This is a genomic window from Acanthopleuribacter pedis (genome assembly GCF_017377855.1).
GTDB lineage: Bacteria > Acidobacteriota > Holophagae > Acanthopleuribacterales > Acanthopleuribacteraceae > Acanthopleuribacter > Acanthopleuribacter pedis.
Genome location: NZ_JAFREP010000004.1, coordinates 352417 through 366685, shown reverse-complemented (window position 1 = coordinate 366685; position 14269 = coordinate 352417). Strand labels below are relative to the sequence as shown.

7 protein-coding genes are annotated in these 14269 nt (G+C 57.9%); 1 reads left to right on the top strand and 6 read right to left on the bottom strand.

Annotated features, from left to right (window positions below; translation table 11 throughout):
- Positions 1–11 precede the first annotated feature (11 nt).
- The 4 genes from J3U88_RS06270 to J3U88_RS06255 form a co-directional block, all read right to left on the bottom strand.
- Positions 12–2093, bottom strand: a complete 2082-nt coding sequence (locus tag J3U88_RS06270) for a low temperature requirement protein A (RefSeq protein ID WP_207857636.1) — start codon at positions 2091–2093, stop codon at positions 12–14.
- 213 nt (positions 2094–2306) lie between these two features.
- Entirely contained in the window at positions 2307–2936 is a 630-nt protein-coding gene (locus tag J3U88_RS06265; protein WP_207857634.1) for a response regulator, read from the bottom strand.
- Between the two features lie 3 nt (positions 2937–2939).
- Positions 2940–6062 (bottom strand): sensor histidine kinase, encoded by a 3123-nt coding sequence (locus tag J3U88_RS06260; protein WP_207857632.1) that lies wholly within the window; start codon positions 6060–6062, stop codon positions 2940–2942.
- A gap of 61 nt (positions 6063–6123) precedes the next feature.
- Positions 6124–10884, bottom strand: a complete 4761-nt coding sequence (locus tag J3U88_RS06255) for a glycoside hydrolase (RefSeq protein WP_207857630.1) — start codon at positions 10882–10884, stop codon at positions 6124–6126.
- A gap of 525 nt (positions 10885–11409) precedes the next feature.
- Here J3U88_RS06255 and J3U88_RS06250 point away from each other — a divergent pair.
- On the top strand, positions 11410–11925 hold the full coding sequence (locus J3U88_RS06250) for an RDD family protein (RefSeq protein WP_207857628.1): 516 nt from the start codon (positions 11410–11412) through the stop codon (positions 11923–11925).
- Here the strand turns inward: J3U88_RS06250 and J3U88_RS06245 are convergent.
- Entirely contained in the window at positions 11922–12332 is a 411-nt protein-coding gene (locus tag J3U88_RS06245; protein WP_207857626.1) for a GFA family protein, read from the bottom strand. The two genes, J3U88_RS06250 and J3U88_RS06245, sit on opposite strands and share 4 nt — an antisense overlap.
- A 41-nt stretch (positions 12333–12373) precedes the next feature.
- Positions 12374–14269: a tetratricopeptide repeat protein gene (locus J3U88_RS06240; protein WP_207857625.1), complete on the bottom strand. Its 1896-nt coding sequence runs from the start codon at positions 14267–14269 to the stop codon at positions 12374–12376.

The following is a 14269-nucleotide window of genomic DNA, read 5'->3' as shown; positions in this document are numbered from 1 at the left end:
CCCCAGCCGACTCATTCGGGGGGGGACCCTTTGACGGGCTGGGTTTGGTGGAAGCGATGGTAATCAACCACCACCCGGCCGTCATCCAAACTCGAGAGAACGTCCACAAAGGTATGGTCGGCCTTCACATCCTCCGGGTAATAGGTATGACGCGCATAAACCGATTGGCTGTAGGTTCCATCGTGGCCTACGATCACGGCGCAAAAAGCGGACACCCGCGCCGCTATTTGATCAGGTCCCAACCCGAACAAGGGACTGTCCTCGTCAACCGGATGGATGACCAGCCAGGTCATCGAAAAAAAGGGCGTGCTTGAGCGGGTTAGTTTCAGGTCTTTGACCGCGCGCAGGTGGTTGCCCTCGTCGGTGACCTCGTCGATCAAAACGGTCAGGTTAAGCGACGCATCAATAATGTCATTGCCGCGGGCGTTACCAACGCGAAACATCAGAACCGGTTGGCTGTTGTGTCGGGTCAAAAGGATGGGTTCACTAAACAGCACGGCGTGTCTGGGGCGCGAGGCCTTGGCAAAAATGAGTCCGGTGACCAGGGCGACACAAATCCAACTCACACCGGCCTCAATGGTCGCAATGATATGGCCGTAATCCGAGGTGGGCGTCAAGGTGCCGTAACCAATGGTCGACATGGTTTGCACGCTGAAATAAAAAGCGTCGGCAAAGGAATCGGGGCGTGCGTTGGCGATGGTGTCGGGAACCATGAGATAGAGGGCGGCAAACAAAACATTGAGCAGGAAAAAGAACACGGCAATAGTGATAAACAATGCAATCCAAGAAGCTTGCATGAAGTAGGTGAACAGGTCTTGCCGTAAATTCGACGGCGCTCCTCGCGAAACAGAATGACCCGAGCCAACGGTTCTTCCCGGTTTAGGCGCGGGTGCCGGTGGGTGCTCGCCACCGTGGTGCTTGAGCAAATTTCGCTCGTCAAAGGGCGCGGTCATCATGTCGAACCCAACTTGGATCAAACAGGCGCCGGCGAGGAGCACCAAAAACCACAGTGAGGGCATGGTCGCGGCCGCGGCGGGCAGCACCACCATCAAGAATCCGAAAAGTAAACGCACATAGACGCGCAGTTGATCGCTCAGCACGGCGTTTTTGCGCTCGGTCACCGATTCAACCAGCGCGGTGGCGAAAAAAACCAAAGCCAAGGCACCGCACAACAGCCAGCGGTATTTGGGATCGCCGGGCGCCCAAAGATCAAAATAAATGACCTTCTGTAAACCAACCCCAACAGCAATGGTGCCGCAATGGAGAGGAAGGTGACCAAACAACCACAAGGGATAAGCAAAGGGAAAGCGACGCAAACGGCTGTCGGCGATGTCGTCAAAGTAAATCCACCACAAGGCACAGGTGACGATAAGGGCGAAACTCGCGTGGGCCAGGGCCGGAAGACTGGGTTCATTGGCGACCAAACCACCCAACATTTTCACGAAGGACTCGCCCAGAACGATAATCGTCATCAAACCATAGCGTTCGCTAAGGTGTTCCAAGTCAACGGGGTAACGCATTTCAAAGGCGCGGACACTGCGGCGCAGCGGCGATCCAATAACCAACAGCAACCCCAACACCCAGGCCCCATAGGCGTACGGGGTGGGCAACCAGGCGGAGATCAACCACAGCAGGGTGCCGGCCAACCAAACAAGCGCCCAATGGGTGGTGGTTTCACGGCCCTCCTTTTGGTGAAAACGACAACGCAGGTACATCAAGAAAATGCAGAACTGCGCGCCGGCGTAGGCGTAGGCAAAGAGCTGGTGCTCGCCGCGTAAAGCCTGAGGTACGGTGACAGCCATGGCACCCACGGCAAACATTTGGCAGTAGACAATGGAGCGGTGCAGGAAGTCGTCCACATCGAAGCGGTTGGCAAAATGGGTGAAGCCGTACCAAACGATCCAAATAGGCGTAAAGAGGGCGATGAACCCGAAAAAGCGTTCGATGGACACGTATTCGCTGAGTGTATTACCGAGCTGGATAAAAGACGCAACGAAAATCAGGTCGTAGAACAGCTCGAGCCAGCCAACCCGTTTTTCCATATTGCTTTGGATGGTGTGGAACTTTGGGATATGAAACCAGCGACTGCGCATCGCAACTCCTCATCAAGCAACCCTTGCATCAGAGCTATTCTTTCATGAATTGGGAGAAAGCGCGGGCGAAGGGGCTGAAGTTTGTCGCCCATGTTTCGCGAAGAAAAGGAGCAGCGGCAAGCTTAATGAGAGGCCGACAAACAGGATCCCGATGATCACCCAGCGGTTGCCCTAGACGGGCACGGTGCGGGCCACATACCCATTTAAATGGGGTTACAACTCGGCGCGATGGTCGAGGGCGAAGTGCAGCAAGCTGTTGTGCCCGGTTAGTTCCAATTTGCGACACATGTTGGTGCGGTGGTTTTGCACGGTGCGGTAGCTGATGCACAAGGCATCGGCGATTTCTTTGCTGGTCTTCTTTTGGGCGATCAGCTTGAGGACGGCGGTTTCTGAAGGGGTTAATTGCGCCAAAGGTTTAGGTCCCGCGGTGCCCTGGATCAGGTAACCACTGAGCGCGGGGCTGATGTAACATTCGCCGCGCACCACCGCATGGAGGCAGGCTGGCAAATCGGCGACGGCACTGTCTTTGAGCAAATAACCTTTAATGCCCAGCGCCATCGCTTCATCAAAATACTCACGGTCGCGGTACATGGTAAGCATAATCGGGACACAGGTTAATTGCTGGGCGCGCATCGCCTTGGCGACCTCTAGTCCGTTGCGTTTCGGCATCGCAATATCGAGCACGGCAATATCGGGCTGGTACGCTTGGATGAGGGCCAACGCTTCATCACCGTTGTCCGCCTCGGCCACCACCGCAAAGGTATCGTCCCGCTCGATAATGCGAATAAATCCCTGGCGAACGATCGGGTGATCGTCGGCCAGAACGATTGTCGTTTTCGCCATGGTTCACCTCACCGTAGAAACCGTAAGCGTCAGCCGGGTACCGCCGCCGGGTTGTGATTCGAGTTTCAGGATGCCGCCCATGAGATCGGCCCGTTCAGCCATGGTGCGCAAACCCATGCCTTTCCCCAAACGTTCGGCGGCTTTGACATCAAAACCGCGGCCGTTGTCGGTCAGCACCATGGTCAAACGATCCGCCGCGTGGGTCAGGTGCAATTCGATCTGATCGGCTCCCGCGTGCCGCACCATATTATGCAGGCCTTCCTGCACAATTCGGAACAAATGGGTTTCGCGTTCTTTGTCCAGCAAACCCTCAATGTCATCCAAAACGAGCTTCAGTTGAAGATTGCCACCGCGGGTCAGCAGGTTGGCCATGGAACGAATCGCACGTTTGAGGCCCAGCCGATCCAATTGATGGGGACGCAGGTTGTAGGCGATGCGGCGCACTTCTTCGACGGCATCAACCACCCAATGGGACATTTGCATCAGATCTTCTTGGAGCGCCGCCGCGTGTGGCATTTGGGCCTGGAGTTGCAGTTCATTATTAATGACCAACAGATTTTGGCCCAAGCTGTCGTGGAGCTCGTCGGCAATCCGTGCACGGTCCCGCTCCTGGGCCTCAATTAAACCGCGCGCAAAGTCACGGCGCCGTTGCTGCTCCCGTTGCAAGGTATCGAAACGCCACCAAATCACGCCGCCAATCATCAATCCCACGGCCAAGAGCAAACTCGCCCGGAACAACCAGGTTTGGTGGAAAGCCGGTTCAATGGTCAACGCCAGGCGCAGTTCACGCCCACTCAGGTCACCCTCACGATTGAGCGTGTAGGCACGCAACACGTAAGATCCAGGATCCAAATTACTGTATTGCAAAGAGTTTCGATCCTCGGCCTGATGCCATTCGGCATCCACACCGTCCAAACGATAGGCGTAATGATTGCGGCCGGGCGCGGCGAAATTAAGCGAGGTAAAGGCAAAACCAATCATTCGGGTTTCCGGGCCGAAGCTTAGCTCGGAAAGCTGGTGCAGCGGTTTTTCAAAACGACGGGAGCGGCCGTTCACAAACACATCGCTGAGCACCACATCGCCGGCATCGATGGGTTCGTTCATGGTGCTTGGATCAAAAAGGTTAAATCCATTAATCCCACCCATGACCATCCAACCGGCGCGCCCTTTGAAAAAAGCACCGCGGTTGAACTCCTGGCTTTGGAGCCCGTCGTGTACGGCGTAACGGCGTATGGTGCGCCGTCCCGGATCGTCGGCATCAGCAATACAGGCAATACCGTGGTTGGTGCTGACCCAAAGGTCATCGCCATGAACCAGGATCCCGTAAACGGTGTTGTCCGGCAAACCGTCGCGGGTGGTTATCGCGGTGAAGCGGCCGGTGGCCGGATCCAACGCATTAAGGCCGCCGCCATAAGTGGCCACCCAAATCCGATTGCCGCGAGCGCTCTGAGCCAGGGCGGTGATGGTATCCTCACTGAGGCGGTCAGGCCCAACCCCACTTCGAAAGGTGGTGAAGGTACCCTCGCGCTCATCCATGCGATTGAGCCCATTTCGCCAAGTACCCACCCACAATTGCCCCAAACGGTCGCGGAATGCACAGCGGGTCAAATGACTGCTCAGCGAACCGGGTTTTCCAGTTTGTGTAAATCGCTGGAAGCGATGACTGTCGCCACCGATTTGGGTACGCAACAAGCCGGCCCCAAAGGTGGTCACCCACATGGTGTCGCCATCTTCAAAGAAACCACTGACATGGGCGAATCGACCTAAATCACGGGCATGATAGCGGCGAAAATTGCGGAACCCGATGGTTCCGGCAAGGGGATCAAAATCGGCGGGGGTCACCACGAGCAGTTGACGGTCGCCGCCGATCCATAAATCACCCCGTTGATCGACGTGGAGCGCAACCACGCGGTGATTCTGCAAAATAGTGTCCAAGGCGGGATCACCCACGAGTCGCAGGAACCGGCGCGCCGAAACCTGAAACGCGGAAAGCCCGGGCCGGGATCCAATCCACAATACATCGGTGGGTCCCTCGCTGAACGAATTGACGAAACCACCCTTTAGGGTCGCCTCAAGAAACGGATTGGGTTTGAAATGCTCGAAAACAGGCTTGTGGGGCACGTATTTGTTGAGACCACCCAAGAGGGAACCGATCCAAACGGTACCCTGACGATCCTGAAACACAAAATGGGTGGTGTCGGTGGAGAGCGAACCTGGCTTTTTTGGATCGTGATAAGCGCGGGTCCAAGCCATGGTTTTGGGTTCAATCAGCAACACCCCGGCAGAGGTCGCCAACCAAAAAAGACCGTCTCGATCCTGGATACCGTCGTGCACCACCAACCGCCGGATGTTGATCATTAAGGGTTGGCTTTCGGAAACATCCTCGGGAATGAGCACCATACCGACCCCGGGAAAGGCGGCCCACAAATCGCCGGCGGCATCGTGAAACAAACTGGTCACATGGTTGATGGGCATGAAGGTATCGGTCCGGCAACGCCTGCCATACAGCCCAAACAGGGTAATGGGTTGCCGCGCGACATCAAACATCACCATCCCGTGAACGGTGGCAACCCAAAGACGCCCCCAGCGATCCTCGGCCAATCCGGTAATTTGGTAGTGGGGCACGGAAAACCGTTCAAAATCATCATGCGCCTCACGGTAACGGTGCAACATACCGCGGCTCGCCACCCAAATGTCACCGCGGTGATCTTGTAAAACATGGGTGATGTCGTCCCCGAACAACGCGTTTTCATCGTCTGGATTCACGGGAAACCTGTGAAAACGGGGTGCCGAGGTATCGCGACCATCGTAACGGCAGAGACCACCCATGGTGGCGATCCATAACCGGCCGCGGTGGTCTTCCATCAGTGCGTTGACATGGTTGGAAGGAAGCGATTGAGGATTAGCGGGATCATGGCGAAAGGTTTCGAAGCGGTAGCCGTCGTAGCGGTTCAACCCGATAAAGGTACCAATCCACAAATAGCCGGCTTGATCTTGAATCATGGTCTGAGCCGTGCTCTGCGACAAGCCGTGTTCCACGCTAATGTGCTCGAAACGAAGGCGCTCCGGCAAAACCGGTTCCCCGGCACCATCCCAAACCATCAACCACAACAAAGCATGCAACATGTTGCCACCGTCCCAGAACCCAATGGCGCGGGAATAGCGCTCCCCGCGCCACGGTTCTCAACTAGTCAATCACGTTGACATTGCCGATGGCCGGTTCGTTGCCGCCGTTGAAGACAAAGGCAACCCCGGTGATCGGGCCGCCGGAAGATCGGGCCGTCATCTGGACGTCCTGATTCAAACCGGCAATGAGTTGTTGGACCACCACCGCATAGGGTTGGTTGGGACCCAGGTTTTCCAAGGTTTGCGTGAACAACACCTCGCCGACTCGGTTGGTAAAGGTCAAGGTGACATTCACCGGTTGGTCGTGCAGGTTCACCACAACCGGGGCGGAGAAAAAGCCGTTCTGTCCTGGCAGATAACCAAACAACACGACTTCACCGGAGCGTTGACGCGGACCGTCGCCGGCACGGGGCACCTCAACGGCGATCCCTTGTGCCGGTGACTGACCGGAGGCGGCCTTGAGGTTGTTGGTCACCCAAGCCCCGTAGAGGTTCCCGGTCGCGGCGGTCAAGGTCACGGTGTAACCGGGACCCTTGCCAAGCGTGGGAAACAACGAGGAAGCTTGTTCGGCAAGGAAACCGCCCGCGCCGATTGTGCGAGAGACGCTTTCCTCCGAACCATCGGCGCGACGCGCGGTCAAGGTAACTTGCGCGGCCGTTTCGGCCAGGTTGTTGGCCACCACCACACTTTCGAAGTCATCGCTGTTGGAGACCCAGGCATAAACCAAATCACGCGGCCGATCAGCGGCCCCGAGGGTCGCCGCGGCGTTGCCGATCGCGGTTTCGCCTTGCTCGTTAAAAACAAAGGTCACCCCGGTGATCGGTTCCCCACTGGATTCAGCCACCAGGGTCACATCGCGGCCCCCGCTGTCGAGCAAATCGCCGACCACCCGTGCAAAGGGTTGGTTGGGCTGCAAACCCTGCAAGCTTTGGGTATCACGCAGCAGCAAGCTGCCGTCGGCGGCGTAGAAAGACAGGGTCACATCGGTGGGATTGTTACCGACATTCACCACCACCGGCGCCGAGGTCATGCCCGCGCTTTGCGGTAAGTAGTTGAAGATAATGCGGGTTCCCGCCTGCTCCGAGTTACCACCCTGGAGCGCATTGAGATCGACACCCACCCCTTGGGACGGGGAAGCGCCGGTCGCCGCGCTCAGGTTGTTGGTGACCCAACGACCGCGCAACGCGTCCGATTCAGCCGACAGACGAATGCTGAGGCCGGTCCCGTTGTTGATGCTGGGGAAGAGTTCGGCGGGTGTTGCCGCGGTGAATGCGCCGGGTGCCAAGGTGGTCAGCGCGGTGCGTTCACCACTACCGCCCTCGCGTAAGGCGGTTAACTGGTAACGAACGGGCTGATCGGAGGGGTTGTTGATGACCAGCACACTTTCAAACACCTCGTTTTGGGAGACCCAGGGGAACAGGGTGTCGTTGCCAAGCGTGGCGGGGGTGCTCCCCGGAAAAATGGTCAAGTTGTCGATGAGCCAACCCACCCCGGTCACCCCGGCGTCGCTGTGGAGCCGAAACCGAATTTGGATTTGCTCCCCAGCCGAAAAGGTATCGAGCACGTTGATTTCACGAGACTTATAGAGGTCGACCGACACACTGCTCCCGTTGTTGTAGGCGGCCAGCCAATCGGCGTGCGCCCGCGCATCGTAACCCGGTGCCAGCGCTTTCCATTCCGCACCGTCCGAACTACCTTCCACGACCACATAATCCCAAAACTGGGGATCGCCAAAAACGCCGGAACCGGTACCCGGTTCGACCAGTGCAATTTCGTCGAACCGTATCACCGCGTTGCTGCTCGGCACAATCAGGGGCGTGGCCAAGGTGGCGGTCAAATCGTTGTTGGTGGGGTAGGGCGTGACTGTGCTCAACAGGGACGAATCAAACCCGGCGGGGATGTTCGCGATAAAACCGTTGAGCAGGAAATCGCCGAAATCGCCGCCCGTGTCAAAGGTGGTGCTAAAGGTGGTCACCGGCGCGCGGGCCACCACATTCACCTGTTTGGTGGGGGATTGATAAACACGGCCGTCCTTGGTTGCGACCACCCGCGCGGTGACGGTTCCGTCCGTGTCACGCGGGAACAATACCAAATCGCTGAAGGGTGCTGCATTGGCGGCAAACCGTAATTGCGCCTCACCGTTGATCAGCAGTTCAACCTGATCGTAAGCCGAACGCGCGTCAAAGCCGATTTGCACGTTGCCGCGCGCATCGAGCGCGAGCGTGCTGAGCCGCGGCGACAGGGTTGCCTCGGGATATTGGTAGTCGGCCATTTCCGGCACTCGGGCGGTCCAAATGCCGCGACCTTGGGTCGAAGCCAGAATTTGCTCTTCTTGGATTTTTAGCTCGAAAATCGCCACATGGGGCAGGCCGGGATCAAAGGCCCAAGTGGCGCCGTCGTCCTCGCTAACGAACAAACCGATTTCCGTGGCCGCCCACAGGATGTTGCGATCAAAAGGCATCACCTGCAAGTCAAACACGGCAACATCGGGGAAGCCGCGATCCGCGCCCTCGGCAAAACCGGACAGGTCGGTCCAGGTTTGCCCCAAGTCATGGGTACGCATGACTTTGGCACGGCCGGGCGCAGAGAACAGAATGTAACAGGTTTGGGGATCAACCGGGTCCGGGGCCAAACCCGAGGGTTCGGTGAGGTCGCTTGGCAAATTGGCGGAGATTTCGGTAAAGGTCAAACCGCTGTCGGTCGAGACGTGTACCCCGCCGCGGGCGCCGCCCGCGGGATCCACATCCAAGCGCGAGGAAATCCAGACCACTTGCGGATCGGCCTCGGAAACCTCGACGTTGTCAAAGGGTCGGTAACCCAACCAGTTGCCATTCACCGGGGAAAGCGTCCACGTTTTGCCGAAATCGTCGGAGCGACTGACGCCGTTGGTGCTGACCGCAAAAATCAAATCGGGATCGGTATTGCCGTAGCCGATTTTGGTGATGAAGGGGCCGAAACCGGCACCGGTCGGCCGGGCGGGCACGAAACTCAATCCGGCATTTTCGGAGCGGGCGATGCCGTTAAATTGCGAGTTGCCCAAAACCAAATTGGGATTGGCCGCATGCCAAACCGCCTCGAACCCATCGCCGCCAACCACCGCGCGCCAGGAAGAATTGATGTCGGGATCCGAACCGGAAACCCAAGTACCGTTGTCTTGCGCGCCGGCGATGTACACGTTTTCGCCGGGTTTCTTGGCGGCCCCGTAAAACTGGCTGGTCCGCATGCCGCGAAATTCGGTCCAACTCACGCCGCCGTCGTCGGAAAGCGCGACCCCGCCGTCGTTGCCGTTGAGGATGCGAATCCCGTTGGGATCGGTAGGATGCGGCAAGATTTCCAGCCAGTGGTGGTCGGCGTGAACATTGTCGACCCCGAAATTGTTGACCAGCCAATAGGCGGACAAGGTGCTGGTGCGGTTGGCCGCATCGGGATTAATGATCAGTCGATAGATGTTCACACCACCGACAAACACCATGTCGGGATTGGTGGGGTGAACCGCGATGCAGTTGTCAAACCAACCGGCGGTATAACCGGCGGCGCCGCTCTGGCCGAAGGCGTTAAACCAGTTGGGATCGTTGCCGGTATCTTCGACCAACACCCAAGAATCCCCGCCGTCGCGTGACATGTACAGATCAGCGATCCCGCGTGGCCGTTCCACCGCGGCGTAAAGGCGGTTGGGGTCGGAAGGCGCCACGGCCATCTCAACCCGGACTGAAATGCCGGCCAAGCCGAACCCATTGCCCGAGGGTACGCCCACATCGGAAGGGTCGGCGAAATGGTCGGCAGAAATCGACCAGGTTTGCCCGGCGTCGTTGGAGCGGACCACGCCGACCTCGTTCACGGTGGCGTAGAGCCGGTTGAAATTGGTGGGATCGGCCACAATTTGCTGCACGCGGTTGTCGGTGGTCGTCCCTAGGACAGCGTCCGCGTCGAAGGTTTGCGTCCAGCTCATGCCGCCGTCGGTAGAACGGAAAATACCGGATTTGCGTTCGCCGCCCTTGGGACCCATGTGACTGAAGCCGTCGTTGCTGCACACAATCACCAGGTTTTCGTTGTTGGGATCTACCACGATACGGTTAATCGCTTCCAGGAGTTGACCCTCGGCGGTGGACGCCAACTGGGTCCAGCTCTCGCCGCGATCCGTGGATTTCCAAATACCGCTGCCGATCAAATCCACCACGCGCCCGTAACCCATGCCGGTCCCGGCATAAAGGACGTTGGGATTGGAACGGGACTGCACCAAGGTGGTGATGCAAAGCGTGCCCAAATCAGCCGTGAGATGACGCCAGGAAGCACCACCGTCGCTGGTTTTCCACACACCGCCGCCAATGGATGCCACGAACCAGGTATTCATCGTCGGATCGTCGGGGTCAACCACTACGGTGCGGATGCGACCGCTGACGTTACCGGGTCCAATTTCAGTCCAATCGGCCCGTTTCTTGGCAACCACCCCACGCGTGCGTACTTCCTTGACGGCCTCGATGCGATAACCCGCTTGGTAACCTTGGCCGTTGATGTCTGTTTTGAGTTGGGCAAAGGCTTCGATTAACATGCCCGGGTTTTCGGGTCGCGCCGTCTGCCGCATTTTCATTTTTACTTTTTTGATCAGGCGCGCGTAGTTCATTGCCTCGGGTGAACCCGGTTCGGCGGCGGCCATTTGCCGCGACAAATAAGCGGTTAATGCGTGAGGATCGATGATGGTCGGCGTTGGCGCCGACCCTTGCGAAAGGCCGGCCGCCCCCGGTGGCGGCGGCCATACCGACAGCATTGAAATCAAAAACAAGGCCGCGAGGGCCGAAACATACAAAACACGACGAACGATCATAGAGCCTCCATCAAGACACGGGTTGACCCGCCCGCGAGACAATAGGGCCGGGAGGCTTACCGCGGGTGTTCACGGGCAGGACGGAACACGGACGAGCATTCCGGGCCGGCGCCGCGGAAGGAATAAAGGTGAAGCAGCAGGACAAACATGAATGCGTGTGATAAGCCTAGCGCCCCACGGCTCAAGTCACAATGGAGGCGGCTACTCAATTTAAAAAAGCCCAACTAAGTACAACTACCTAGCCAGAAAAGCAGAGAAGCCTTTCAGCGTTTTGGTTGCGCCAAGGCGCCAAGCGATTGGATCGGCCGGAAACCACATGCAAACCCTCGCAAAGACCCAAAATCACCTCTTTTTCATTTTTCTTTCACCAGATTTGCGCCAAAACCGCGCGAAAGATTGGTGAGCAGGCAAATCCAACGTTTGCCGACCCGCGTTGAGAACGCGGAGAATCCAGAGAAAAGCGATCGCCGGGCCAATGGGTTTGGCCAAGTTGTCCCGCTTTTCTCCTTTTTGAGGTATCGACCCATGGAAAATCCCTATATTGCCGACAATCTAAACGCCACGCCCTCCGACTATGCCCAAGGCAGCGGTATTGACGCCGACCTTTTGATCTCGGCATCATTGGGCCGTCGTTTCTGTAACAACTTACTCGACATCCTTGTGAGCCAAGTTTTAATCACTGCCTTTTTCTTTGTTTCCGGCATGGTCGTCGCGGCAGCGGCGGGCCCTGAATCCGCCGCTTTTCAGAGCTATTTCAGCCTGGTTGACCAATTTGCGTTCCCCATCACCCTTTTAATGACCGTGGCTTATTACGTTTTCTTCGAAACGCTATTCCAGCGTTCACCGGCAAAATGGCTGACCGGGACCATGGTCGTCACGCAAGACGGGGACAAACCCTCCTTCGGTCAAATCGTGGGTCGTAGCTTCGCCCGCAACATTCCTTTCGACCACCTTTCCATTCTCTTTTCCGATGAGATCCGTGCTTGGCATGACAGCCTCTCGAAAACCAAGGTCGTCATGGTCGCCAAAATTGCACCTTAATCCATTCCAGGAAAGGTGTTGAAACGCGGGCATTGTGACAGCGTTTCCTCCCACGCGGCTTTGTCGGCGGTAAAGATGTGGCCGTCCGGCTGTTTGGTGATCGGACTATCCAAAGAACCCGCGGGGACCATCAACACCGCGTCATTCGAAATGCGCTGTGGCATCGCGGAACCGCAGATCTCACAAAAACTTCGGGTGTGACGGGTTTCGGGTAGGTGGAAATCACGAACCCGATCCTCACCGCGCCGCCATATCAGCGTGGCCGAGGAAGAAAACAAGTTTGCACCATGGGCCGAGCCGGAATTCTTGCGGCACCGGCTGCAGTGACACAGGAAAAATTGTTCAAAATCACCCTCGATTTCAAATGAAACAGCACCGCACAGACAAGATCCCTGATGATTACCCATAAGCCACCTCGGTTTGAAAATAAGTGCTCATTCTAGCAAGGTTAAGGGTCGATTCCGATGCGTTCGCACCAGGACACAAAACGGGGATCGGGGCGCAGACCGTCGAAACGCGGATCAACCCGGAGAAAAATCAGCCAGGTATTGTCGGGCGTGCCTTCCAGCCAGGCAAAGGCTTCGTCGAGACGGCCGAGTTGGGCCAGGGTCATGACCGCATCAAGGGGGCGTACCCCCGAGGCCGGAGCCTCGGGCGTCCCGAATTGGGTCGCCCGTTGTTCGAGCCAGGCGCGCCAAGCCGCATCGGGATCGGAACCGTCGAGATAGGCCGTCTCCGTGGGCGACATCCCGTTAAGATGCAAGTCGTTGCGCAAGGTGAATACCGCTTGTTTGGCCAGGCCCAAGCGCCGATAGGCAACCGCCAAGCCGTGCATCGCCCATCCGTAATCGGGGTTCAACGCCAGGGTCGCTTTAAAGGCTTCCACCGCCGCCTCGTCGCGATCCGCGAACAGGTAATACCAGCCCAAATCGGAGGCCACACTGAGTGAAACCGGGTCGAGGGTTAAGGCTTGTTTCATGGCGGAAAGTGCCTCGTCGTGCCGTTCGCGCGCTGATAACAAGCCGGCGTACCAATGATGGGCCATGGCATAACCGGGATTGAGATCAAGTGCGGTGCGAAAATGGCGTTCGGCCTCGGTAAAGTCACGGTCGTGGTACAGCAACACAAAGGCCAGCGCGTTGTGGGCCTCGGCTGAATCGGGATCGAACCGCAAGGCCTGGAGCGCGGCCTTTTTGGCCTTGGCAAAGGCTTCCGCTTGGGGAAGGTGATCGGTAAACGCCAGCAAATTGTAGGTGTCGGCCAAACCCGCGTGGACCACGGCCGCCTCCGGCGCCACGCTTAGGGCTTCCTGGAAATGGGCCTCGGCGCGTAGGTAGGCCTCGCGGTTAAAGGAAAACCAGGCGTGTCGACCGCGTAAGTAAGCGCGATAGGCGCGGGTATCGCTCAGTTCCGCGCGCGCCACGGCCGGCATGGCACCTTCCAACAGTTCAAGGGCCATGGTTTTGGCAACCTTCACCGCAATGCGGTCTTGGACCGCCAACCAATCGCTGTCGTCAAAGTCATAGTGTTCCGACCAGAGTTGGGTTTGATCCTCTATTTGAATGAGTTGAAGGTTGATCCGACCGCCGGCGCGACCGCGTCGCAAGGCACCCTCCAACACAAAGTCCACTTGGAGTGCACGCGCGATCTCGGCAACAGACGTTTCGCTGTCGCGGTAGGTCATCGCGGAGGTCCGGGAGATCACCCCGAGTCGCGCGGGCTGTAATCGGCCCAAATGATTGATGAGTTCTTCGGTCAAGCCGTCAACAAAAACCCCTTGCCCCGGGTCGCCCGTGGTGTTTTGCAAAGGCAATACCGCGAGCATTATTTTTCCAGTGGGCAAACGCGCCGTGCGCTCGGCCTGGAAGGCCACCAGCACCCAGGTAAAGGTCAACACCAACAAGGAAACCGCGAGCGCCTGCCACCAAGCCGGCTGGGCAGGAAACGGGGCTGACGCGGTTGGGACGTTCTTGGTTTCCGGCGGCTTGGGAGCAACCGGTTGGGATGGTGCGACAACACGGCGCTCCGCGGTCACCAAAAAACGGTACCCCTTGCGCGGCAGCGTTTCGATGTAGGTTGGCTCGGCGGCGCGATCACCCAAGGCGTCGCGCAAACGCTTGACCGCCGCGTTGAGGTTGTTGGCGAAATCGACATGGGTCTCGTCCGGCCACAACCGTCCCTGCAGGGTTTTGCGCGAAACCACATCGCCGCCCGCCTCGACCAGGGTTTCTAAAACCAAGGCGGGCTTTTCGTGCAGGCGTTGCGTCCCCGCCGGGCCGACAAGGTTACCCGTGGCGGGATCGTAAGAAAAGACACCGAAGTGCCAGGTAAAACGCGGGCTCAT

What these genes read in the sequence shown, in the direction of transcription:
- J3U88_RS06255 (WP_207857630.1), bottom strand. Translation starts at nt 10,884, where the DNA reads ATGATCGTTCGTCGTGTTTTGTATGTTTCGGCCCTCGCGGCCTTGTTT.
- J3U88_RS06240 (WP_207857625.1), bottom strand. Translation starts at nt 14,269, where the DNA reads ATGAGCCCGCGTTTTACCTGGCACTTCGGTGTCTTTTCTTACGATCCC.
- J3U88_RS06260 (WP_207857632.1), bottom strand. Translation starts at nt 6,062, where the DNA reads ATGTTGCATGCTTTGTTGTGGTTGATGGTTTGGGATGGTGCCGGGGAA.
- J3U88_RS06265 (WP_207857634.1), bottom strand. Translation starts at nt 2,936, where the DNA reads ATGGCGAAAACGACAATCGTTCTGGCCGACGATCACCCGATCGTTCGC.
- J3U88_RS06250 (WP_207857628.1), top strand. Translation starts at nt 11,410, where the DNA reads ATGGAAAATCCCTATATTGCCGACAATCTAAACGCCACGCCCTCCGAC.
- J3U88_RS06270 (WP_207857636.1), bottom strand. Translation starts at nt 2,093, where the DNA reads ATGCGCAGTCGCTGGTTTCATATCCCAAAGTTCCACACCATCCAAAGC.
- J3U88_RS06245 (WP_207857626.1), bottom strand. Translation starts at nt 12,332, where the DNA reads ATGGGTAATCATCAGGGATCTTGTCTGTGCGGTGCTGTTTCATTTGAA.